The sequence below is a fragment of the Radiobacillus kanasensis genome, assembly GCF_021049245.1.
GTDB lineage: Bacteria > Bacillota > Bacilli > Bacillales > Amphibacillaceae > Radiobacillus > Radiobacillus kanasensis.
Genome location: NZ_CP088020.1, coordinates 440,001 through 463,007, shown reverse-complemented (window position 1 = coordinate 463,007; position 23,007 = coordinate 440,001). Strand labels below are relative to the sequence as shown.

21 protein-coding genes, 2 tRNA genes and 2 rRNA genes are annotated in these 23,007 nt (G+C 42.5%); 9 read left to right on the top strand and 16 right to left on the bottom strand.

Features of this window, described 5'->3' with window-relative positions:
- Positions 1 to 426 precede the first annotated feature (426 nt).
- Both KO561_RS02510 and KO561_RS02505 read right to left on the bottom strand, forming a co-directional pair.
- The gene (locus KO561_RS02510; protein WP_231095581.1) at positions 427 to 792 is read right to left on the bottom strand and encodes a hypothetical protein; all 366 of its coding nucleotides are present in this window, start codon (positions 790 to 792) and stop codon (positions 427 to 429) included.
- A 423-nt stretch (positions 793 to 1,215) separates the two neighbouring features.
- Positions 1,216 to 2,844 carry an SDR family NAD(P)-dependent oxidoreductase gene (locus KO561_RS02505; RefSeq protein WP_231095580.1) on the bottom strand — a complete coding sequence of 543 codons (1,629 nt, stop codon included), beginning with the start codon at positions 2,842 to 2,844 and terminating at the stop codon, positions 1,216 to 1,218.
- Positions 2,845 to 3,366: 522 nt separating this feature from the next.
- Between KO561_RS02505 and KO561_RS02500 the strand changes: the two genes are divergently transcribed.
- The 6 genes from KO561_RS02500 to KO561_RS02480 all read left to right on the top strand — a co-directional run bounded on the left by KO561_RS02500 (position 3,367) and on the right by KO561_RS02480 (position 7,268).
- Positions 3,367 to 3,975, top strand: a complete 609-nt coding sequence (locus KO561_RS02500; RefSeq protein WP_231095579.1) for a TetR/AcrR family transcriptional regulator — start codon at positions 3,367 to 3,369, stop codon at positions 3,973 to 3,975.
- Positions 3,976 to 4,292: 317 nt separating this feature from the next.
- Complete coding sequence (locus KO561_RS20365) at positions 4,293 to 4,424, top strand: hypothetical protein (RefSeq protein WP_269140685.1); 132 nt, start codon at positions 4,293 to 4,295, stop codon at positions 4,422 to 4,424.
- A gap of 511 nt (positions 4,425 to 4,935) precedes the next feature.
- On the top strand, positions 4,936 to 5,790 hold the full coding sequence (locus tag KO561_RS02495; RefSeq protein ID WP_231095578.1) for an ABC transporter ATP-binding protein: 855 nt from the start codon (positions 4,936 to 4,938) through the stop codon (positions 5,788 to 5,790).
- Positions 5,783 to 6,436 (top strand): ABC-2 transporter permease, encoded by a 654-nt coding sequence (locus KO561_RS02490; RefSeq protein WP_231095577.1) that lies wholly within the window; start codon positions 5,783 to 5,785, stop codon positions 6,434 to 6,436. Before KO561_RS02495 ends, KO561_RS02490 begins: the two co-directional genes overlap by 8 nt.
- Positions 6,436 to 6,801, top strand: a complete 366-nt coding sequence (locus tag KO561_RS02485) for a GntR family transcriptional regulator (protein WP_231095576.1) — start codon at positions 6,436 to 6,438, stop codon at positions 6,799 to 6,801. Before KO561_RS02490 ends, KO561_RS02485 begins: the two co-directional genes overlap by 1 nt.
- Before the next feature lie 182 nt (positions 6,802 to 6,983).
- Positions 6,984 to 7,268 carry a 2TM domain-containing protein gene (locus tag KO561_RS02480; protein ID WP_231095575.1) on the top strand — a complete coding sequence of 95 codons (285 nt, stop codon included), beginning with the start codon at positions 6,984 to 6,986 and terminating at the stop codon, positions 7,266 to 7,268.
- Positions 7,269 to 7,506: 238 nt separating this feature from the next.
- Here KO561_RS02480 and KO561_RS02475 read toward each other — a convergent pair whose 3' ends face one another.
- The 4 genes from KO561_RS02475 to groES all read right to left on the bottom strand — a co-directional run bounded on the left by KO561_RS02475 (position 7,507) and on the right by groES (position 10,812).
- Positions 7,507 to 7,800 (bottom strand): nucleotidyltransferase family protein, encoded by a 294-nt coding sequence (locus KO561_RS02475; protein ID WP_231095574.1) that lies wholly within the window; start codon positions 7,798 to 7,800, stop codon positions 7,507 to 7,509.
- The gene (locus tag KO561_RS02470; protein WP_231095573.1) at positions 7,801 to 8,238 is read right to left on the bottom strand and encodes an HI0074 family nucleotidyltransferase substrate-binding subunit; all 438 of its coding nucleotides are present in this window, start codon (positions 8,236 to 8,238) and stop codon (positions 7,801 to 7,803) included.
- A 596-nt stretch (positions 8,239 to 8,834) separates the two neighbouring features.
- A complete protein-coding gene (groL, locus tag KO561_RS02465; RefSeq protein WP_231095572.1) occupies positions 8,835 to 10,466 on the bottom strand; it encodes a chaperonin GroEL in 1,632 nt (543 codons plus the stop codon).
- 61 nt (positions 10,467 to 10,527) lie between these two features.
- Positions 10,528 to 10,812 carry a co-chaperone GroES gene (gene groES / locus KO561_RS02460; protein WP_231095571.1) on the bottom strand — a complete coding sequence of 95 codons (285 nt, stop codon included), beginning with the start codon at positions 10,810 to 10,812 and terminating at the stop codon, positions 10,528 to 10,530.
- A gap of 246 nt (positions 10,813 to 11,058) precedes the next feature.
- On the opposite strand from groES, the gene KO561_RS02455 reads away from it, so the two are divergent.
- Both KO561_RS02455 and KO561_RS02450 read left to right on the top strand, forming a co-directional pair.
- Entirely contained in the window at positions 11,059 to 11,769 is a 711-nt protein-coding gene (locus tag KO561_RS02455; RefSeq protein WP_231095570.1) for a CPBP family intramembrane glutamic endopeptidase, read from the top strand.
- Positions 11,770 to 11,775: 6 nt separating this feature from the next.
- Positions 11,776 to 11,976, top strand: a complete 201-nt coding sequence (locus tag KO561_RS02450) for a YdiK family protein (RefSeq protein ID WP_231095569.1) — start codon at positions 11,776 to 11,778, stop codon at positions 11,974 to 11,976.
- Positions 11,977 to 12,190: 214 nt separating this feature from the next.
- On the opposite strand, the gene KO561_RS02445 is transcribed toward KO561_RS02450, so the two are convergent.
- Complete coding sequence (locus tag KO561_RS02445; protein ID WP_231095568.1) at positions 12,191 to 12,832, bottom strand: redox-sensing transcriptional repressor Rex; 642 nt, start codon at positions 12,830 to 12,832, stop codon at positions 12,191 to 12,193.
- Between the two features lie 173 nt (positions 12,833 to 13,005).
- Between KO561_RS02445 and KO561_RS02440 the strand changes: the two genes are divergently transcribed.
- Positions 13,006 to 14,943 (top strand): ABC-F family ATP-binding cassette domain-containing protein, encoded by a 1,938-nt coding sequence (locus KO561_RS02440; RefSeq protein WP_231095567.1) that lies wholly within the window; start codon positions 13,006 to 13,008, stop codon positions 14,941 to 14,943.
- Positions 14,944 to 15,215: 272 nt separating this feature from the next.
- Here KO561_RS02440 and tsaD read toward each other — a convergent pair whose 3' ends face one another.
- The 9 genes from tsaD to KO561_RS02395 all read right to left on the bottom strand — a co-directional run bounded on the left by tsaD (position 15,216) and on the right by KO561_RS02395 (position 22,899).
- Positions 15,216 to 16,253 (bottom strand): tRNA (adenosine(37)-N6)-threonylcarbamoyltransferase complex transferase subunit TsaD, encoded by a 1,038-nt coding sequence (gene tsaD / locus KO561_RS02435; protein ID WP_231095566.1) that lies wholly within the window; start codon positions 16,251 to 16,253, stop codon positions 15,216 to 15,218.
- Positions 16,250 to 16,699: a ribosomal protein S18-alanine N-acetyltransferase gene (rimI, locus tag KO561_RS02430; protein WP_231095565.1), complete on the bottom strand. Its 450-nt coding sequence runs from the start codon at positions 16,697 to 16,699 to the stop codon at positions 16,250 to 16,252. The genes tsaD and rimI overlap by 4 nt, the downstream gene beginning before the upstream one ends.
- Entirely contained in the window at positions 16,692 to 17,402 is a 711-nt protein-coding gene (gene tsaB, locus KO561_RS02425; RefSeq protein WP_231095564.1) for a tRNA (adenosine(37)-N6)-threonylcarbamoyltransferase complex dimerization subunit type 1 TsaB, read from the bottom strand. Before tsaB ends, rimI begins: the two co-directional genes overlap by 8 nt.
- On the bottom strand, positions 17,399 to 17,854 hold the full coding sequence (gene tsaE / locus KO561_RS02420) for a tRNA (adenosine(37)-N6)-threonylcarbamoyltransferase complex ATPase subunit type 1 TsaE (RefSeq protein ID WP_231095563.1): 456 nt from the start codon (positions 17,852 to 17,854) through the stop codon (positions 17,399 to 17,401). Before tsaE ends, tsaB begins: the two co-directional genes overlap by 4 nt.
- The gene (gene thiL, locus KO561_RS02415; protein ID WP_231095562.1) at positions 17,851 to 18,834 is read right to left on the bottom strand and encodes a thiamine-phosphate kinase; all 984 of its coding nucleotides are present in this window, start codon (positions 18,832 to 18,834) and stop codon (positions 17,851 to 17,853) included. Before thiL ends, tsaE begins: the two co-directional genes overlap by 4 nt.
- Positions 18,835 to 18,991: 157 nt before the next feature.
- Positions 18,992 to 19,068, bottom strand: a tRNA-Asp gene (locus KO561_RS02410).
- A 246-nt stretch (positions 19,069 to 19,314) separates the two neighbouring features.
- Positions 19,315 to 19,391 (bottom strand) — tRNA-Met (locus KO561_RS02405).
- Positions 19,392 to 19,590: 199 nt separating this feature from the next.
- Positions 19,591 to 19,706 (bottom strand): 5S ribosomal RNA (gene rrf / locus KO561_RS02400).
- Between the two features lie 278 nt (positions 19,707 to 19,984).
- A 23S ribosomal RNA gene (locus KO561_RS02395) occupies positions 19,985 to 22,899 on the bottom strand.
- Positions 22,900 to 23,007: the final 108 nt, after the last annotated feature.

The following is a 23,007-nucleotide window of genomic DNA, read 5'->3' as shown; positions in this document are numbered from 1 at the left end:
TCTGTGAAAAAGCTAATTCTTTTATTAGAAAAAGTTTTTCGCCGCTGAGTAAAAACCATCATACAGAACCTAATCACGCTTGCCTCTAAGAGAGTAGACTATACCTGAGGGTTGGGAATAATAGTCCTTGGTTTCCTACCTTTAAGCGTATCTACTATGCCTTTTCATAAGAAGTAGATGTTAACTGTTCCTTTGGGCCTGTTTTAAATGGAGCGGGCCTGTAATTATATTTCAATGGATAACAAGTAGGTATTTAGGAAGTACATTCAAAATTAGTTTTTAAAAAGACCACTCAAATCGAGTGGCCTTTTTACTTATTGTTAGCATTTAGTGATTCAAAGCTTTGTGACTTAAGAGGTTAGGGCGGATTTCATATTAATTTCATTTATTAAAATCCAAAATTAAAGGTGACTTCAAATGTAGTAATTATTTCAAAAATTCCACTACTTTCTCTAGAATTTTTTTATCCTTAATTGTAACCTTTTTAGCATGATTAGGAGATACAGCACTTCTTCTATCTTTTGTTACAGAAACGATTTGTAAATAAAATGGCTCAGATTCAATATCTCCGTTCAAGAAACCACGTAGAATTTTTAATTTCTTAGAAGAACCTTTCATATCCCCATCATAATTCCAAACAATTTTATTCTTATACTTTTTGTCCATCCGCTCTTTTAATTGAAACGCTTCCGAAACTGCTTCCTTAGGTGTGTTAAAGAAAGTACCACGACGAATAAGTCCCTTCTTCTCAAATCCATCTCCAATTTTTGCTTGGTAAAGTACTCCTGTCATATTGGTCATCCTTCCTATTTTGGTGTTGCGCCCCAGTGGTGAGTCAAAACACTAGAAGACCAAGGGCTTTTAGCCTATCAAACAAGTATAACATATACAGTAAAATAATGCCAAATTATTTTCCGGGAAAAGCAGAGTGTCGGTTCTTTACCTCATTACTTATGGAAGCTAAGGCGATCCTACAAGATGTTATGGAACGGCTGGGCATCAGATGACCATACAATAAGGAACATCAATTGAAGTAACATATAAAAGAAAAAGAGACTTTTCTTAAAAGTTTGGACAACTAATGAAAAGTCTCTTTTTGTTAGCATTTTTAAACTCTTTTATACCAAGGGTTTGAGCATCTATTCCATCGTTCTTAGCGTACATTTCTCACCCTATTTTCAGCGGTGACGTCAATTAGGGGTCTTCAGGACGGACTTACGACAAGGTGATCCGTCGTGCTCTGGCGAGATTGGCAATCAGCTCAGCACGGGTCTGGTGCACGTGCGCAGTCCAAGCTGGCTGGCCGGGACCGCTGCGCCATGACTCGCTCAGTGGACTGTTGTCGACAGTATCGAAACCGAATTGGTCGTACAGCCGCGTCACGAGTTCTACCGCCTCAGGAAAGTTGCTCGAGACCGACAACGCATGACGGTCGGGGGCCCCGGCTGGTCTGCTCGAAATGAAGAGGCGGGGAGCTTGGATGTGGGTGAAAGCCTTCGCCACCTTCGAGGTAGGAAGTTGCTCCTGCCGTAGCTCATGAACTGTCTTCTCACCAGAGTCAATCATAGGGAAATGGCCATCGCGCCAAGGCATGTAGTTGTTCGTGTCGAGAACGATCTTACCCGCGAGCTGTTCCACAGGCATGTCGTTAACTAGCTTGAGGGGGACAGCCACGACGACGAAGTCACCTGCCTCGGCAGCACCGGCCGCAGTTGCGGCGCGCGCTGATGGACCAAGCTCGTCAATGAGGTCCTTCAACGTCTCGGGTCCTCGTGAATTGGCAATGACGACCTCATATCCGTTCGCGATCGCCGCACGCGCGATCTGGCTGCCGACCTCACCCGCACCAATGATACCGATCACTGTCTTCGTGTACGTTCCTTTCGCACCTACTATTTCCTCACTTTTCGCCCAAAGCTGCCCGGCTTTGTTAGCGTCGAGCGCATACGACCTTACGCCGTCGGCAAACGGATTGGGCGAGTCATTGATCGGCGCGACCGCACAATCTTCGAGATAGCGTCCGCCGATTTCGTCTTTGTCAGCCACGACTGCAGCCCAGACCGACGTTGCGGCTGCCTGCGCGATTTCTTTGAGCTCCGCTGGTGGAAGACCCGCTTCAGCGCGAGCTTTGCCAACGTTTTCGAAAAGACCCTGCAAGTCTTCCTGCGAGAAATGGCGCGAAAGATCGGTAAGACTATTCCCGGGCATCACCGAGGCAGCTCGAATGCCACGATTGCGATGCCGCTTATCGAACTCCACCGCGAAGAGAGTAGTGGCCGTTTTCGATCGTCCATAGGCGACGAATGGGTCGTATGCCTGTTGTTCGAAATTCGGATCGTCCAGGTCAACATCAGCGGCTCGATGAGCTTGGGACGACAGCATCACCAAGCGCCCATTATCATCAAGCAGCGGCTCGATCCGATTGATCAAAGCGAAATGGCCAAGATAGTTCGTCCCGAACTGGACTTCGGAGCCGTCGACCGTCCGGCCGAATGGGGTTGCCATGATACCTGCATTGGCGATGATGGCGTCGAACCGCTGGCCGGTTGCCAATAGTTGATCCGCGCATGCGTTCACACTTTGCAAGGATGCAAGATCGAGTTTGATCAACTCTAGGCTGCCGCCTCCTTGCACAGCGGCGTCAAGGACCGATGAAGTGGCCGCTTTGGCTTTGGCGAGGTCTCTGACCGTGCCGACAACGCTGGCGCCGTGAGAGACCAGTGAACGGGCGGTTTCTAGGCCAATGCCCGATGATACACCTGTAATGAGAATTCGCGTTCCCTTAAGATCAACGCCGGAAAGTACCTGATCGGCAGTTGACTTTGCATTGAATTTCTTCGTCATAATTATCCTTACTCCTTTTAATAGAAATTTTAATCACTTTTGGGCAAAAAATCCTTAGCTCGAAATATAAAGCTATTTGGGCTGCCGGTACCTCATTTTGTAAAATCTTCGCCTAGTCAATTAAGGTTTTCTACATGAAAAGAACCTCTAAGTACGTCACTAAACGCCTTTTCCCCGATGGTCGACCAATAACGTAATGGTCATTATGTTATTGATGTTATACGCTCCGGTTCAGTTTGTCAATAACATAATGACCATTACGGTATTTTTTTCGTACACTGTTAGGTCTAATCATGTTAGGATGATGCGTCGCACTCTGGCGAGTTGGTAAACAGCGCAGGCCAGGTTTTGCGCTTATGTGTGATGCAAGAGCCAGATGCGGATTATTTCGATGATCCGTTACCGTAGGTAGCCTTGCCCGATGAAGCTCGCTTCAATTCGTAATGCGTGTTATGATAAATGTATAGTAGGAACATAAGCCCTTTATTATCGACTATTAAAAAAAGCAAGGTGATCTGACTTATGGGACGTAAACGTGAATTCGATATGGATAAGGCACTGGACGCGGCACTTTGCGTGTTTTGGCGTAAAGGCTACGAGGGCGTTTCGTACACCGACCTGACGCAGGCCACGGGAGTCGAAAGACCCGCACTCTACTCAGCGTTTGGCAACAAGGAAGCGTTGTTCCACCAAGTGCTGGAGCGCTATTACGAACACTACCTGGATTTCATCCCGGCGGCGCTGGAGTTGCCGACTTCAAGGGAGGTGGCCGCACACATCCTCCTTAGCGCGGCTGAATTAAATACTCGTTACCCGGATCGGAAGGGGTGTCTGGGTGTCCACGGCGCCTTGGCTGGCTCAGACGATGCCGAACCTATTCGTCGTGCCCTGATCGATGCGCGTGCAGACGGAGAGGTGTCGCTGCGCAATCGCTTCGAACAGGCAAAGCAAGAGGGAGATCTGCCGGAGACCGCTAACTGTGCTGCGCTAGCTGCATTCGTGCTGACGGTGCTCCACGGTATTGCTGTTCAAGCCAAGGCCGGCTTCAGTCGCGACATGTTAGAGGCTGTTGCTGAGCAAGCACTTTCCACTTGGCCTACCGGCAATTCCACACTTTCCAGATCATCCTAAACCTTAGTGCAGAGGAATTTCGTTATACAGAAACGCAAGCTTGATTGGGCTGTCATGACCCCGAGGTCTCTCCAATTGACTACAGTGCAATGGGGTTCCACCAGGCATATGGCTCCGCCGACGAACAGGACACGATTCAGCAGTTAGCAACGGGTGGGTATTGCGGAGGGATTGAGCCAGCTTTGCGGATTTTTTTGAGCCATCGTTTGCGGAGAAAAGAGCTATCGTTGGCATAAAAGAGAGCCACTAATAGAATAGCATCTTGTATAATTAAGTGACATGCGAAAAAGCATGTCACTAGTGTACAGGTGGTTTTTATGGTTAATTGTCATATGATTTTGGAACTGTATCTTGAAGAAGTCAGCCAAAGCACGATTAGTTCTACTACTGGTTATTCAAGAAAAACAGTCTCCCTTGATTACGGCCAAGGAAAGGTGTACCACCGTTGACATACCTTTTACCACTGAATGACAAGAAATGAACCAGTAAATAACAGGTGATTTCCAGCTCACATCTTCTGAATAATTAAGGGGAAAGGATCAAATAAAATGAACTATATATGTTAACCTACCTTCAACAAACAGGTCAGATTGTTGAATAGCAGAAATGCATATATTCAAGAGTTGGAAAACAATACTTAACTAACTATTATGAAGCTTTGAAATTTATAAAAGTTGGATCAAAAATAGCTTATTAAATTATGAAGCAGCAAATGAAAACCACCATTTTCTACAAAATGGTGGTTTTCATCATGCCTTAAATGATCATGACAAGTATGCGTATTTGAAATTCACCACATGCACGATTCCATTAAATCATTTCATTGATTTTCATTATACTGAATTATTGTCGCTTGAAGCGTTATTACACATACATAACTCTTGAGTAAAAAACAATTGACATCATAATCTTTCGTTTGTTATATTGTGTATATACGATATACACGGAAGGGGATACATTGTGATTGCTTTAGAAGTTAAAGGTTTAAATAAAAAGTATAAAAACTTTCATTTAAAAGATGTATCGTTTCAACTGGAAAAGGGTTATATTATGGGCTTTATCGGTGCCAATGGCGCAGGAAAAACAACCACCATCAAATCAATCTTGAATATGATTCATCTGGAAAGCGGTGAAGTACACATTCTAGGCAAGAATATGGTCGATCATGAACTTGATTTGAAACAGGAAATCGGTTTTACAATTGGCGGCACCGATTTCTATACTCGAAGCAAAATTAAGACGCTGACCAATGTGATCAAGAAGTTCTATAAGAATTGGGAGGATGAGAATTATTACAACTACTTAAGAAGATTCAAGTTGGACGAGAACAAAAAAATTGTTGACTTGTCAACGGGAATGAAAGTAAAGTACAGCTTAGCCCTTGCCTTGTCCCATGGTGCGAAACTTCTTATCCTCGATGAACCGACAAGCGGACTCGACCCGGTTGCAAGAGATGAGCTGTTGGATATTTTTCAAGAACTCGTAGTAGATGGCGAAATCAGCATTCTTTTCTCCACCCATATTACATCTGACTTGGAGAAGTGTGCAGATTTTATTACTTTTATCGAAAAGGGACAAATCATCCATAGCTCAGAAAAAGAAGAATTTAAGGAGTCCTATCGCCTGCTGAACGGAAACGAAAGCCAGTTGAAGCAGGTGAAAGAACGGTTGATTTCATACAAAATTAATTCATTCGGCTTTACGGGATTGATTCGCTTGAGCGACTTCGATACCTCTTCTGATATAAAAGCAACTATACCGAGTCTTGAGGATATCATGATTTATTTCGCGAAAAAGGAGGAAATGTATGTATAACTTAGTAATAAAGGACTTAAAATTAGGCATAAACCCTTGGTTTCTGGCACTGCCTTTTTTTACAGGCGCCTTAATGCTTATTCCCGGCTGGGTTTATTTTATCGTTATTCTGTATTTTTTCTTGATATCTGTGCCAAATATTTTTGCTCAATTTAAAGCACAGAACGATCTGATATTTACTACGACACTGCCTGTATCCAGAAAAGACATGGTGAAGGCAAAGGTAACCGTTGTTGTTATCCTGGAATTATTGCATATGGTGATTGCAATGCTCTTTGGTTTATTAACGATTCAATTGTACCCAAATGAGAGCTACTTTTTCTTCGCACCGCATATGGGTTTCTGGGGTCTGTGTTTTGTCATACTTGCAATCTTCAACATTATCTTCTTCCCCATGTATTACAAAACAGCATACAAATATGGTTCAGCGACGACTGCAGCCATTACGGCTACTTTACTTTTTTCCGGAGGTGTACAGTGGTTGGGAATACAGAATTCTTTTGTTTTTGAGACTTTCAATGGTTCCGGTGCTGATAATATAGTGCTTCAAATAACCATCCTGATTGCAGGAATTGCAATATTTACAGTTTTCACTATTGGGGCATGTATTATAGCCATTAAACGATTTGGGAGATTGGGTATTTAATGAACATATCAATTTCAAATACATCTGAAAAACCGATCTATCAGCAGCTTTTCGAACAAATCAGCGCTCAAATTCTCATGGGTGAGATCGAACAAGGTTATAGTTTACCGCCAATACGGCAAGCAGCCAAAGAACTAAGTGTTAGTGTTATCACCATAAAAAAAGCCTGGGAAGAGCTTGAACGATGTGGTTTAATTTATACAGTATCTGGTAAAGGGTGTTTTGTAGCAGAACTCTCATCCGATGATATGCTTCAAATACGGAACGACATGATACTGAAGCAAATGGTTGTGGACACTTCTTATTACAAATCCTTTGGCCTCACCATAGAAGAGGTTTTTGAGCTTATGAAGAAGGTTTATTGAGAAACTGCCGAACAACAAATTTCTGCATTTTGCCTCAATTGTGAAAGAAAATTAATATTTAAATCACTGTATTGCTTAGGCACCCTTATAAAAAGACGAGATATTCTCGGGAACATTCTTTAAAATTCAAAGTATGAATAAAAGTAGAATAAATAAACTTTAAAGCAACAGGTGGTGAAAAAATGGAAGAGGACAAAAAGTATGAAAGAGCGAAGAAAAGGGTGATAAATCTAAAAGCTTTTTATATTCATCTCATTGTCTATATTCTTGTGAATACTTTATTAGTCATCCTTAACTTAATGAATTACGAAGATGTAGGCCGTTGGTGGTTTGTATATCCACTGTTGGGCTGGGGAATCGGACTGGTCTTCCACGGGCTTTCCGTGGCCCCATTTGGATTATTTAGGCCGGATTGGGAGGAAAGAAAGATAAAGGAATATATGAAGAAAGATAACAGGAATGATTAAGATTTTTGTTCATGATCGGAAGTCTGTGAAGGCTTCCATTTTTATTGTTAACCATATTTTTTGCGCGATTATGCTTTGAACTAAGATCTTCCACAATCGAGGGCAACTGTTGAAGATCGAAAGCTTAAATCCTCCCTAAAAGTCCACCCTCTCCCGACATCTTTACGATCTTTTTGTTCATAAGCGATTTCATCAACTGCGCCCCCCTCCGGACGAGGTGCCTGTTCCTATATCTTCCCTAACTTTCTTTTTTATAAATAACTATTCCGTCTCTTTCAATTTGCTTGTTCAATTCTCTATTGATTTGATCAGTAAATACAATATCACACGAATATATACCAACTAATTCATCAATGTCTTCCTGAACACTGGCCTTTGCGATACCGCTATATGTAATGCACAAATCAATATCTGAATTAATTCTTGCAGTATTTTTTGCACGAGAACCAAACAATGTAACCCGCTTAATGTTAGCTTCTCTTCTGAAATAATTAATTAACTTTTTATATACTGTATCCTGAATTCCATACATTTACATCACTCGTTCGTTTATTTTTAAAAGTAATTTTTCGATAGCATCAACGTAATTACTCATAATCTTATTCTTGATCTTCTCATAGTCCTCTTCACTATAAATATGAGCAGTCGTGTTTCTAGATGCTAGAATTTCATTCCATGTGTCAATATCATCAATTAATCCTTCCTTAAAAGCGTGCCTGTAGCAGCTACGTGGATTGTTAAGTTCCAGTCCCATTGATTTAAAAATCTTAGATAGTAACTTCCATGACAGGTCTTCAAGCATCTCATACTTTTTAATAATCGAATCTCGATACACTTCTTTGGTTAAATCGTCTACACCATCCATACTATTAAGTGTTGAAATTATATTTTTTAAATGCATTAACATTCGTATAGAATGCTGGTAGGACAGCCTAATGGATTCATCGTACTTGTTAAATAAATCACTCATTATTTTGCTCCTTTTTAGTTTTAATATAGTATTTAACTTACCTTCACGTACATTGCGTACCGAATATATCCTGCTATTTTCATTATTCTAATGCCCTGAACTACAGATACTCCGGTAATTGTTTACCTTATTTTACTAAAATGTTTTCTAATAATCTACGATGTGCGCTTTGAAATGAGGAAAGATGCTGCTCAAAAATTGGGACTAATGCCTTTTCACGAAAATCAAAGGATAGCCTACTGCCAAAATGGGGACGAGTTCAGTCCAAACACTCTCATAAATGTTGGTGCGACAGAAGACTTTTTGTGGATTCTCTATGAATAGAGCAGTATTACATTTTCATAAGTGAAAGATATTTTTATAAGAGAGTATACAAGTGCAAGAAGAAAAAATCCAAACACTTTTGATTCCAAATGGACATGTGTAATCGATATCGGAGTAGGACCAAATTACAAAAGATGTGTATCTTCGCATAACTAAAGAAATGAAAAAAGAAGCTTCCCAAAAGTATATTCAACTAACGAGAAGCCTCTTTTATTTATATTATGTTAGCAAATCACTTCAAAACCTTTAGATATCAAGGGTTTTAGCGGTTATTACATCATGCCGCCCATTCCGCCCATGCCACCCATATCTGGCATTTGCGCACTTCCCTCTGGTTCAGGAAGATCTGCTACAACCGCTTCTGTAGTCAAGAACATTGCGGCAACAGAAGCTGCGTTTTGTAGTGCGGAACGAGTTACTTTTGTTGGGTCTACGATACCAGACTCAACCATGTTTACCCATTCGCCAGTAGCTGCGTTGAATCCAACGCCTACTGCTTCGCCTTTTAGACGTTCTACGATGATAGAACCTTCTAGTCCGGCGTTGTGAGCGATTTGACGTACTGGCTCTTCAAGCGCTCGTAGAACGATGCTAGCACCAGTAGCCTCGTCTCCTTCAAGGGATAGGCCAGACACTTTTCCATAGATGTTTACAAGTGCTGTACCACCACCGGCTACAATACCTTCTTGTACGGCAGCACGAGTAGAGTTTAAGGCGTCTTCGATACGTAGTTTACGCTCTTTCAATTCTGTTTCAGTAGCTGCACCAACTTTAACGACAGCAACCCCTCCAGAAAGTTTAGCAAGACGCTCTTGTAGTTTTTCTTTATCGAATTCAGAAGAAGTTTCTTCTGCTTGCGCACGGATTTGCGTTACACGAGAAGCGATTTGTTCTGCATTTCCAGAACCTTCTACGATTGTTGTGAATTCTTTCGTTACCACAACTTTAGAAGCACGACCTAGTTGCTCGATTCCAGTGTTTTTCAAATCAAGACCTAAGTCTTCTGTGATAACTTCCCCACCAGTTAGAACGGCGATATCTTCTAGCATTGCTTTACGACGATCCCCGAATCCTGGTGCTTTAACTGCAACCGCGTTGAACGTACCACGAAGTTTGTTTACTACTAATGTAGCAAGTGCTTCGCCTTCTACGTCTTCTGCGATCATAAGAAGTGGACGACCTTGTTGCACCACTTGCTCTAGCACAGGAAGTACTTCTTGAATGTTAGAGATTTTCTTATCTGTGATAAGGATGTATGGATTTTCAAGCTCTGCTTCCATTTTATCTTGGTCTGTAACCATATATGGAGAAGCATAACCACGATCGAATTGCATACCTTCTACTACTTCAAGCTCTGTGTTGAAGCCTTTGGATTCTTCGATTGTGATAACACCGTCGTTTCCAACACGTTCCATCGCTTCAGCGATCAATTGACCTACTTCTTCATCCGAAGAAGAAATTGCCGCAACTTGTGCAATAGATTCTTTGCTTTCAATCGGTTTAGAGATTGCTTTAAGCTCTTCTAAAGCGACTTCTACTGCTTTTTCAATACCGCGACGTACGCCTACTGGATTTGCTCCAGAAGCTACGTTTTTCAATCCTTCACGGATCATAGCTTGAGCTAGAACTGTTGCAGTTGTTGTACCGTCCCCTGCAACATCGTTTGTTTTAGAAGCTACTTCTGAAACGAGTTGAGCACCCATATTTTCAAAGTGATCTTCTAATTCGATTTCTTTCGCAATGGTTACCCCATCATTTGTGATAAGAGGAGAACCGTATTTTTTATCAAGAACTACGTTACGACCTTTTGGTCCAAGTGTTACTTTAACTGCATTTGCAAGTGTGTCGACACCACGAAGCATCGCACGACGTGCGTCTTCACTGAACTTGATTTCTTTAGCCATCTTTAAATGCCCTCCTTAAAGGTTTTCGTTATGATATAGTAAAAAAAGTTCCTCGCTTTAATTAACCAACAATAGCTAAAATATCGCTCTCACGAAGAATTAAGTATTCTTTTCCTTCGTACTTCACTTCTGTACCAGCGAACTTGGAGTATATGACAGTGTTGCCTTCTGCTACTTCAAGTGCAACTTTTTCGCCATTTTCGGTTACGCGACCTGAACCTACTGCCACTACTTTACCTTCTTGTGGCTTTTCCTTAGCAGAGTCTGGAAGCACAATACCGCTTGAAGTTTTTTCTTCTTGCTGAACAAGCTCGATAACTACACGATCACCTAGTGGTTTTAACATGTGAGAAACCCTCCTTAATTTTATTGAAATGGATTATTTTTAGCACTCGCTTCAATAGAGTGCTAACACAATTATTATAATAAATAATTCCATTTTATTTTGCAAGAGATTACCTTTATTTTTTTGCATAATTTACCTATACCATCTTACCCCCAATGCTTTCGATTCATACCTAGTCTATTTCTATGTTAAAATACGTACAATGAGAAGTAACTTGATATGTTTTTTTAAAGGAGTCGTTGCATCTTGCCGAAAAGGTATTGGTATGTCATTTTAACGTATTTAATTATGCAGCTGTCTGGGCTGTTCGTCGTCCCAATCATTGAAATAATGGATGTGGACAGATTTACCGCAGGTGTATATTGGAGCATCTTTAGCTTCCTTGCTGCCTTAGCGATTATTCTTCTATTGTTAAGAGAGGATATGAAAGTAGGTAGTGAACGAGGGGCTGCAGGAGTTGGCTCAATCATTCTTTGGTCTATTTTAGGGATCTTTTTAGCTTATTTCGCTCAATTTCTCTCGGTTATTATTGAAACGTTTATTTTAAATATTCCACCGGGCTCGGAAAACACGCAGGATATTATGAGCATCACGAGATCTGCCCCTATTTTTGTGTTAGTTGTCGTCGTCGTTGCACCGATTTTAGAGGAAGTTATCTTCCGTAAGATTATTTTTGGATCGATTTATAAGAAAACGAACTTTATCATTGCGGCTGTTGCATCCGCCCTTGTATTTGCGTTAGTCCATGGCGATCCGCTTCACTTGATTACGTATATGTCCATGGGATTTGTTTTTGCTTTTTTGTATGTACAAACGAAACGAATCATTGTACCGATTATTACCCATATGGCGATGAATGGCTTTACGGTCGTCGCACAATACAATATGGATCCAGAAGAAATGGAAAAAATGCTGGAACAATTCGAAAAGCTACAAATGATCATTATTGGAGGCTAAGGATTAATGAGGACCTCACCACTGTTTACAGCGTCCCTATACTTTGTCATAGGGATTCTGTTTACGTATCTAGCAATTAACACCGTAGAAGATACCGTTTGGAATTTCACCACAATCTTACTATTGCTTTTCGCAACAACTGATTTTGTGATATCTATACGCCTCGTCATGTTACATTTAGCGATTAAAAAAGCAAAGAAAAAGTAAAAAGGTAGGTTATAGCAATCCTTTCCTTTCATAAAAAATAACCACCCTTGAGCTTGGACAGCGAATGATGGTTATTTTTTAACCTATAAAACCTAGCTTTTCCCCTTGAAGAGAGTCTACTGCGTAACGGCATGTGTTCGAGCACTTGCCGTTTTCTTTATTAGTAGCATGACCTGTCATTCTACTACACAGAAGAACACATGTGTAGCCCTTTTTATTCCATTTCGTCCAACGGATAATGCTTCAAAAAATAAACGAGTGATTGTAATTCAACAACTAAATCAATATGATGAACACGAATTCGTTCCGGTACGGTAATTCGTGCTGGTGTAAAGTTTAAGATTCCGATGACTCCCGCTTCGACTAGTCGCTCCGCTATCGCTTGTGCTTCTGATTGAGGAACGGTTAATATAGCGACACTCGTTTCTCCCAATTTTTCCTCCAACTCATCAATATGGTAAACCGGTACGCCTCCGATATCCTTGCCTACTTTATCTGGATCCGCATCGAACGCCATCTCAATCTTCGTATTATTATTTTTCGTAAAGTTATAGTGTAAAAAAGCGGTTCCAAGATTCCCGACCCCAATTAAAGCGATTTTGGCCATCTCATCCTGGTCTAATGTTTTACGGAAAAATCCTAATAGATATTCGACGTTATAGCCATAGCCCTTTTTCCCCAATGCACCAAAGTAAGAAAAATCTCTTCGAATCGTCGCAGAATCTACTTTGACTGCTTCACTTAATTCTTTAGAAGAAACACGTAGCTTTCCTTGGTGATGTAAATTATTTAAAAAACGATAATATAATGGCAAGCGCTTCGCTGTAGCTTGTGGTATTTTACTTTCCATGTTCATTTCCATCCCTCCGGTGGTCGATGCAACAATCTTCCTATATGTACTACGTTTATTCTATCAGATATTCAAAAAACCTGTGTGATTAATTATACAAACTATGCCAGGTCATGTACAGTTATGTTGCTAGTTCCCGTAGGATTAGGATACACTTAAGCCATTGAGGTGAAACCAAAATGATACTTTTACAAGTGAATCAACTAACGAAACGGTATGGAGCAGAGCTTATTCTCTCCAACATTAAAATAGAAGTACAAACAAAAGATCGAATTGCCATTGTAGGGCGAAACGGGGCTGGAAAATCTACCTTGTTAAAAATCATGGCTGGAGACCTTTCCTATGATTCTGGGGAAATGTTTCGTCCAAAGCATGTCACTCTTGGCTATCTTGCCCAAAATACTGGATTAGAATCGAATCAATCGATATGGAAAGAAATGCTTTCGGTGTTTGATGAGCTTATTGAGCAGGAAAACATGCTACGAAAAATGGAAGCACAGATGGGAGATCCAGACTTACTTGCCGACCAAACAGTCTACCAGAGCTTATTAGAGGAATATGACAAACGGCAGGATGCCTTTAAAAGAAATGGTGGATACCAATACGAAGCAGACATCAAAGCGGTTCTCAACGGGCTAAGCTTCCAAGACTTTGATTTGGATACACCCATTCATGAACTTAGTGGTGGACAAAAAACACGTCTAGCTTTAGGTAAGCTCCTTCTTTCCAAGCCAGATATCCTCATCCTAGACGAGCCTACGAACCATCTAGATATCGAGACTCTATCATGGCTAGAAGGATACTTAAATGGCTATCCAGGAGCTGTCGTCATCGTTTCGCACGATCGTTACTTTTTAGATAAAACAGTGAACGTTGTCTATGAAATATCTCGTCATCATTCTACTAAGTTTCACGGTAACTACTCCAAATATCTCGAGCAAAAGGCGGAGAATTACGAAAGAGATAAGAAACTTTATGAAAAACAACAGTCCGAAATGAAAAAGATGGAGGATTTCATTCAAAAGAACATCGTCCGTGCCTCCACGACAAAACGAGCCCAAAGCAGAAGAAAGCAACTAGAAAAAATGGATGTAATGGATCGACCAGATGGGGAAGAAGCTTCTGCGCGCTTTTCGTTTCAAGTAAACAAACGAAGTGGGAATGATGTGTTAAAAGTAAGAGACCTTGTTTTTCAATATGAGGATAGTGACTTTATTTTCTCCAATGTTCATTTTGACATTTCTAGAGGCGATAGTATCGCATTAGTTGGACCAAACGGGGTAGGAAAATCGACGCTTCTAAAAACAATCATTGGGCAACTAGATCCGGCAAATGGTCATATTCAATTAGGGACAAATGTTCAAATCGGGTACTATGACCAAGAACAAACCCAATTGAATCCACAAAAAACTGTATTACAAGAATTATGGGATGATTACCCTTTATGGAATGAAAAAGATATCCGAACGATATTAGGGAACTTTCTTTTTAGTGGGGATGACGTATTGAAGGTTGTTTCTTCTCTTAGCGGTGGAGAAAAGGCTCGTCTATCACTAGCAAAATTAATGATGGAAAAAGCGAATCTCTTAATACTAGATGAGCCAACCAACCACTTAGATTTAGATAGTAAAGAAGTATTAGAATCTGCTCTCGTAGATTTCCCTGGCACTATTCTTTTTGTTTCACACGATCGCTATTTTATTAATAAGATTGCCACTCAGGTTTTGGAGATGCAGCCTGGTTCCTCTAAGATGTATTTAGGGGATTATGATTACTACTTGGAGAAGAAACAGGAAGAATTTGAATTAATGGAATTGGAAAAACAGGAAACCACTCTTGTCAAAGAGACTGTGACAGCCAAAACAAATTTTGAACAAGAGAAGGCCTTAAAAAAAGAGCTTCGAAAAATTCAACGACGAATTGAAGAAATTGAGCAGAATATTGAAGAGATTGAAACAAGGACCGATGAAATCGATGAATTATTATGTGATCCCGATATTTTCCAGGATCACGAAAAAGCCTTAGAGCTAACCGAAGAAAATAACAAGCATCAGCAAAAGCTTGAAGTTCTCATGGAAGAATGGGAAGCTTTGCAAACAGAGTTAGACGGAATATAAGGAGTGGATATTTTATTTATCCACTCTTTTTTCGTCTGTGGATGAATTTTCCGACAATTTTGGTCATTATCTATACACTTATCCAGCTTTCCACAACACTATCCACAGTTTTAGCCCTATTAAATCAATCTTCCACATACTTACCCACATAATCCACAACATCCAACGAATTTATCCACAGATTCCACCCACACCATTCGTCCTTTTATGACAAGAATCGATATAAAGATATCCACACCAAAATATAAATGGTGTGGATATCTTACTCTAACTTATTTGGCAGAGCCTCTTTTTCCGTAAACTTCTAGATCTAAGGAAGGGTTCGCATTTAAATCCCAGCCAGCTCGATGACCTTGTTCAAACGCAACACTTCCCGCCGCAGCAATCATCGCTGCATTATCCGTACAAAGACTTAGTGGCGGAATTAGGATGTCTGCTGCTTCATTTTGAAAGGCTTTTTCTAAAGAAGCTCTTAATCCTTTATTGGCAGCTACTCCTCCGGCTACAATTACTTGTTTTACCCGATATTCTTTAGCAGCTTGTAACGTTTTTGTAGTCAACACTTCCACGACACTTTCCTGGAAGCTTGCGGCTATATTTTCTGGTTGAAGCTCTTCCCCTCTTTGCTTAGCATTATGAAGGGTATTTAGTACAGCGGATTTTAATCCACTAAAACTAAAGTCATAAGAACCTTCTTCTAACCAGGCTCTTGGAAAGTCAATGGTCGCCTCGCCAGTATGAGCTAGCTTATCCATGACAGGACCACCTGGATACGGGAGGTTCAACGTTCTTGCTACCTTATCATAGGCTTCGCCTGCTGCATCATCTCTTGTTTCTCCTAATATCTCAAACTGACCATGCTCTTCCATCAAAATGAGCTCCGTATGACCACCAGAGACAACGAGAGCTAATAGCGGAAACTCAAACTCTTTTTCCAAGCGATTCGCATAAATATGGCCCGCAATATGGTGGACCCCAACGAGCGGTTTCTGTTTGGCAAAGGCTAACGCTTTTGCTGCATTCACCCCTACTAACAATGCCCCTACGAGCCCGGGTCCCTCCGTTACCGCTACGGCATCCATCTCATCAACCGTCATTTCGGCTTCTTCTAGGGCTTGTTCAATCACAAAGGTAATTTGCTCCACATGATGCCGTGAAGCAATCTCTGGTACAACCCCTCCAAAGCGCTTATGGCTTTCAATTTGGGAAGCCACAACATTGGAGATGATTTCCGTTCCATTTTTTACAATAGCAGCAGCCGTCTCGTCACAGCTCGTTTCAATCCCTAATATATATTGATCTTTTTTCATCGTAAGTTCACCCACATTACTAATGCATCTTCATTATTATCGGTATAATAGCTTTTTCTAATTCCGCCCGGTACTAAACCAAAGCTTCGGTACATTCGTTGCGCAACTGTATTTGAAAGTCGAACCTCTAAGGAAAGCCGTAATGCCCCTAATGCTGTTGCCTTATGCATCACGTGCTGAAATAATGCTTTGCCATAGCTTTGCCCCCGATGGCTCGGAAGAATGGCTATATTGGTAATTTGGGCATCATCAATAACAACCCATAAACCACAGTAGCCCACCACCAAACCATCCACTTCTACCACAAAATAATTCGCGTATTGGTTATTTGTAAGTTCGTTAAAAAATATATCTCTTGGCCAAGGTGTCGCAAAGGACTGTTGCTCAATATCTACAACCTGATCAATATCCTCCAGCACCATTTTTCGAATAACAGCCTCAGTCATTCTTCTGTTCCTCTTGTTGTTCTAACCATTTTGCTTCTGCTTCTACTAGTCTTAGATAGCTTGGTGTTAGCGAGTGAATCGGTTCCACTTCCTTATCCATTAAGTCACTCATCATAAGAGACGGTCTCGGGATGTGATAAAACGAATCATGAGGGAACACGGCCAAATCACCCATAATGTCTTCAATCCGTTGTTTATGGAGTTCTAGATCTTGACTGAGAAAAAGAACCGATTTTTCTTCTGACTTTAACTGCTTAAGCCAATCTTCAAATAGGATATTGGTCTCTTCTTTATAGAGTTGCAGTTTTTCTTCGGTATTTCGTCCATATAACCCAGTGTACACAAGTCCACGTCTTGCATCGAAAAAGGGACAAATATAATCGGAAACATATAAGGCTTGTCTAACAACTAATTCAAGACTAGAAATGGCCACTACAGGGATTCCTAACGCCCACCCCATGGTTTTAGCCGTTGTAAGCCCGATTCGCACCCCTGTGTAGGAGCCAGGCCCTTTCGCAACCACGATTCGGTCCAAATCCTCAGGCTTTGTATTGGTATCAGACATCAATTGATTAATAGCTGGCATTAATCGAACCGAATGATTTTTCTGTACATTGGATGTGTACTCACCAGCCACTTTTCCATCTTTCATAATGGCAATGCCAAGTACTTGGTTCGATGTATCCATTGCTAGTATATTCATCGCCCTAACTCCTCGCAAATTCTTTCAAATTTCATTCCTCTCGGAAATAGCTTAATTTTTCTAGTATTCTCATCTAGGATTTCCAGTTGGATATCTAATCGCTCGTTTGGAAGAAAATCCGCAATAAAAGAAGCCCATTCTACAATGGAGATTCCGGGACCATTAAAATATTCGTCAAAACCGATGTCTTCTTCACTTTCTTCTAAACGATAAACATCCATATGGTATAAAGGTAATTCTCCCATATACTCTTTTACAATAGTGAAAGTAGGGCTGTTTATTGTTCTCTTTACTCCTAAGCCTACTCCGATACCTTTGGTGAATGTAGTTTTTCCAGCTCCAAGATCTCCTTCTAGCGTAACTACTGAACCAGGATGTAGCAAGACGGCTAATTTCTCTGCGAGATGCCTCGTTTCTAATTCTGTATGTACAATAAAATCATAACTTCTCATGTTTCATCACCTTTTAAATGGTTGAAGCCTTCTTTTTTGAGTACTTGCGTTTTTCCAGCCTCATGTAAATAAACAACTGGACCCGTTCCTTTTACCTGTTTGACTATCCCAACCTTCGTCACCTCAGTTTTAGACTGCCGTGCTGCTTCCATTACAAAATCCCAATCAGAAGCTGGAACGGTTCCTATTAGTTCATAATCTTCTCCACCAGATAAAACCCATTTTCTAATTAGAGAAGCATCAAATCGTGTCGTTAACTTAGATTGGATAGGAATAGCTTCATAATCAATATGTATATCAACATTGGAGGACTCTGCAATTTCAGCAGCATCACTGCTTATTCCATCACTAACGTCATTTAGAGAAAGCCTTTGTAGAGGTTCTAAATAGGTCGCAAACTCTACTCGTGGACTTGGCTTACGGTGTCTTTGTATGAAATACGTGTTATCTTGGCCCTTATCTTGTTGCAATAACAAATGAAGACCTACAGCGGAATCTCCAAGTGTTCCTGTGACAAAGACCACATCACCAGATTCTGCATGGCTGCGATATCTTGCCTTGTCTTTTGACACTTTTCCAATAATCGTTATGGAAATAACCAGCTGTTCTCCTGATACTGTATCACCACCGATTAAATCCATATGATAGTGCTGAGCTAAGCTCTCCATTCCTTTATAAAGCGATTGGAGCTCTTCCATCGTCCAATGATTTGGAATAACTATAGATACTAAGTAAAAAGCTGGCTTGCAACCCATAGCCGCCATATCACTAATATTAGAAGCTAAAACTCGATATCCAACATCATGTGCACTCATGGTTTCTTTTGAAAAGTGGACACCTTCTACAAATGTATCGACGGATGTAACAACATCCTGATATGCAGGACGGAATACGGCTGCATCGTCGCCAATCCCCTTAATTAGGTTAGATTGTTTATAATTTTTTGGCTGAATAGATTGGATAAAAGAAAATTCGTCCATGATAAACCCTCTCTAGTATCGACTTATCCTTCTCTTATCATAGCAAAAACCACTTTAATTTAAAAAAATAAGAAAGTATTCCGTTCGTTTTCGTCATTAGATAACAGAAAAACCTTAGGATTCTATTGCTCCTAAGGCTTATGTATGCTCTATAATATGGCGGTCCGGACGGGACTCGAACCCGCGACCTCCTGCGTGACAGGCAGGCATTCTAACCAACTGAACTACCGGACCATGGCTTGTACTATTTGAAGTAGTAAAAAATTTGGTTGCACTCTCTGAGTACCACTGGTTTCATCCTAGCATAGAAGTTAATTCGACGTAGTTAGGATGAATATTTTGGTTGCACTCTCTGAGCACCACTATAAATTTTTAGCGATGATGCAATTCGACGTAGTAAAAAATTTGGTTGCACTCTCTGAGTACCACTGATTTTATCCTAACACAGAAGTGTATTCGACGTGGTTAGGATGAATATTTTGGTTGCGGGGGCAGGATTTGAACCTACGACCTTCGGGTTATGAGCCCGACGAGCTACCAGACTGCTCCACCCCGCGATGATAAGAAATATTAAATTGACACTCATGAGCAAATTATAGATTAAAGCTAGTGTTTTGGACCCCTGCATCTTCTTGTTTAATCAAAGATGATTCATGCTTCGGTGTTACTCGCAGCTTATTCGGTGGATGCATTGCTCGTTGCTCCACCCCGCGATGATAAGAAAAATTAAATCTTGCACCAGAAAATATGGGTTCGGCCTAGCGGCGTCCTACTCTCGCAGGGGCAATGCCCCAACTACCATGGGCGCTAAAGAGCTTAACTACTGTGTTCGGCATGGGAACAGGTGTGACCTCTTTGCTATAACCACTAGACCTTGAAGTTCCAACCGGAACTTTTTTTAGAGTTTGCACCCTAAAAACTAGATAAGAGTTAAGACATTCAATTGCTTAGACTAAAACAGTCTAGCTGCGCGGGCAAATATTTAGCTGGAATAGCCACGTCCAGCTCCAGTGCCCAGCAACTAGCGAGACTTCCCTCACCTCTGTACGATAAGTCAACATCGATTCGCATCCGCTCATCGTGTTTCCTTTATCTCCGACGGTTCAGTCCAGTCCGTACGTTGCTAAGCGGGCACTTCCGCTTTTGTTTTTTAGTTAAGTCCTCGATCGATTAGTATTCGTCAGCTACACATGTCACCATGCTTCCACCTCGAACCTATCAACCTCATCGTCTCTGAGGGATCTTACTCATTTAAAATGATGGGAAGTCTCATCTTGAGGGGGCTTCATGCTTAGATGCTTTCAGCACTTATCCCTTCCACACGTAGCTACCCAGCTATGCTCCTGGCGGAACAACTGGTGCACCAGCGGTGTGTCCATCCCGGTCCTCTCGTACTAAGGACAGCTCCTCTCAAACTTCCTGCGCCCACGACGGATAGGGACCGAACTGTCTCACGACGTTCTGAACCCAGCTCGCGTACCGCTTTAATGGGCGAACAGCCCAACCCTTGGGACCGACTACAGCCCCAGGATGCGATGAGCCGACATCGAGGTGCCAAACCTCCCCGTCGATGTGGACTCTTGGGGGAGATAAGCCTGTTATCCCCGGGGTAGCTTTTATCCGTTGAGCGATGGCCCTTCCATGCGGAACCACCGGATCACTAAGCCCGACTTTCGTCCCTGCTCGACTTGTAGGTCTCGCAGTCAAGCTCCCTTCTGCCTTTACACTCTTCGAATGATTTCCAACCATTCTGAGGGAACCTTTGGGCGCCTCCGTTACTCTTTGGGAGGCGACCGCCCCAGTCAAACTGCCCACCTGACACTGTCTCCGAACCGGATCACGGTCCTGGGTTAGAAGGTCCGTACAGCCAGGGTGGTATCCCACCGACGCCTCCACCGAAGCTAGCGCTCCGGTTTCTCAGGCTCCCACCTATCCTGTACAAGCTGTACCAACATTCAATATCAGGCTACAGTAAAGCTCCACGGGGTCTTTCCGTCCTGTCGCGGGTAATGCGCATCTTCACGCATAGTATAATTTCACCGGGTCTCTCGTTGAGACAGTGCCCAAGTCGTTGCACCTTTCGTGCGGGTCGGAACTTACCCGACAAGGAATTTCGCTACCTTAGGACCGTTATAGTTACGGCCGCCGTTTACTGGGGCTTCGGTTCAACGCTTCGCCGAAGCTAACGCATCCCCTTAACCTTCCAGCACCGGGCAGGTGTCAGCCCCTATACTTCGCCTTTCGGCTTCGCAGAGACCTGTGTTTTTGCTAAACAGTCGCTTGGGCCTTTTCACTGCGGCTTCTCATGCAAGAAGCACCCCTTCTCCCGAAGTTACGGGGTCATTTTGCCGAGTTCCTTAACGAGAGTTCTCCCGATCACCTTAGGATTCTCTCCTCGCCTACCTGTGTCGGTTTGCGGTACGGGCACCTCTTTCCTCACTAGAGGCTTTTCTTGGCAGTGTGAAATCAGGAACTTCGGTACTAAATTTCCCTCCCCATCACAGCTTGTGATTGCCAGACGGATTTGCCTATCTGACTCACTCACTGCTTGGACGCACACATCCATCGGTGCGCTTTCCTTATCCTACTGCGTCCCCCCGTCGTTCAAACGGAAAGGAGGTGGTACAGGAATATCCACCTGTTGTCCATCGCCTACGCCTTTCGGCCTCGGCTTAGGTCCCGACTAACCCTGAGCGGACGAGCCTTCCTCAGGAAACCTTAGGCATTCGGTGAAGAAGATTCTCACTTCTTTTTCGCTACTCATACCGGCATTCTCACTTCTAAGCGCTCCACCAGTCCTTACGGTCTGACTTCGCTGCACTTAGAACGCTCTCCTACCATTGTTCGGCAGAACAATCCACAGCTTCGGTGATACGTTTAGCCCCGGTACATTTTCGGCGCAGAGTCACTCGACCAGTGAGCTATTACGCACTCTTTAAATGGTGGCTGCTTCTAAGCCAACATCCTGGTTGTCTAAGCAACTCCACATCCTTTTCCACTTAACGTATACTTGGGGACCTTAGCTGGTGGTCTGGGCTGTTTCCCTTTCGACTATGAACCTTATCACCCATAGTCTGACTCCCAAGATAAAGTAGCTGGCATTCGGAGTTTGACTGAATTCGGTAACCCGATGAGGGCCCCTAGTCCAATCAGTGCTCTACCTCCAGTACTCATTTCTTGAGGCTAGCCCTAAAGCTATTTCGGAGAGAACCAGCTATCTCCGTGTTCGATTGGCATTTCACCCCTACCCACACCTCATCCCCGCACTTTTCAACGTGCGTGGGTTCGGGCCTCCAGTCAGTGTTACCTGACCTTCACCCTGGACATGGGTAGATCACACGGTTTCGGGTCTACGACCCCTTACTATAACGCCCTATTCAGACTCGCTTTCGCTGCGGCTCCGTCTATACAACTTAACCTTGCAAGAGATCGTAACTCGCCGGTCCATTCTACAAAAGGTACGCCGTCACCCGTTAACGGGCTCCGACTACTTGTAGGCACACGGTTTCAGGATCTATTTCACTCCCCTTCCGGGGTGCTTTTCACCTTTCCCTCACGGTACTGGTTCACTATCGGTCACTAGGGAGTATTTAGCCTTGGGAGATGGTCCTCCCGGATTCCGACGGAATTTCACGTGTTCCGCCGTACTCAGGATCCACTCTGGAGGAAACAGTCTTTCGATTACAGGGCTCTTACCTTCTTCGGCTGATCGTTCCAGATCGATTCGTCTACACTATTTCTTTGTAACTCCGTATAGAGTGTCCTACAACCCCAGAAAGCAAGCTTTCTGGTTTGGGCTAATTCCGTTTCGCTCGCCGCTACTCAGGAAATCGCATTTGCTTTCTCTTCCTCTGGGTACTAAGATGTTTCAGTTCCCCAGGTCTGCCTCCTATACCCTATGTATTCAGATATAGGTACTACTCCATTACGAGCAGTGGGTTTCCCCATTCGGAAATTCCCGGATCAACGCCTACGTACGGCTCCCCGAGACATATCGGTGTTCGTCCCGTCCTTCTTCGGCTCCTAGTGCCAAGGCATCCACCGTGCGCCCTTCTTCACTTAACTAATTTGTCTGTGAAAAGACGTTTGGTTTGTTACTGTTGAATGTCTTGTATTAGTCTAGTTTCCGTTCTCAAAGAACTTCCACTATTCTAATGCTCTTATCTAGTTTTC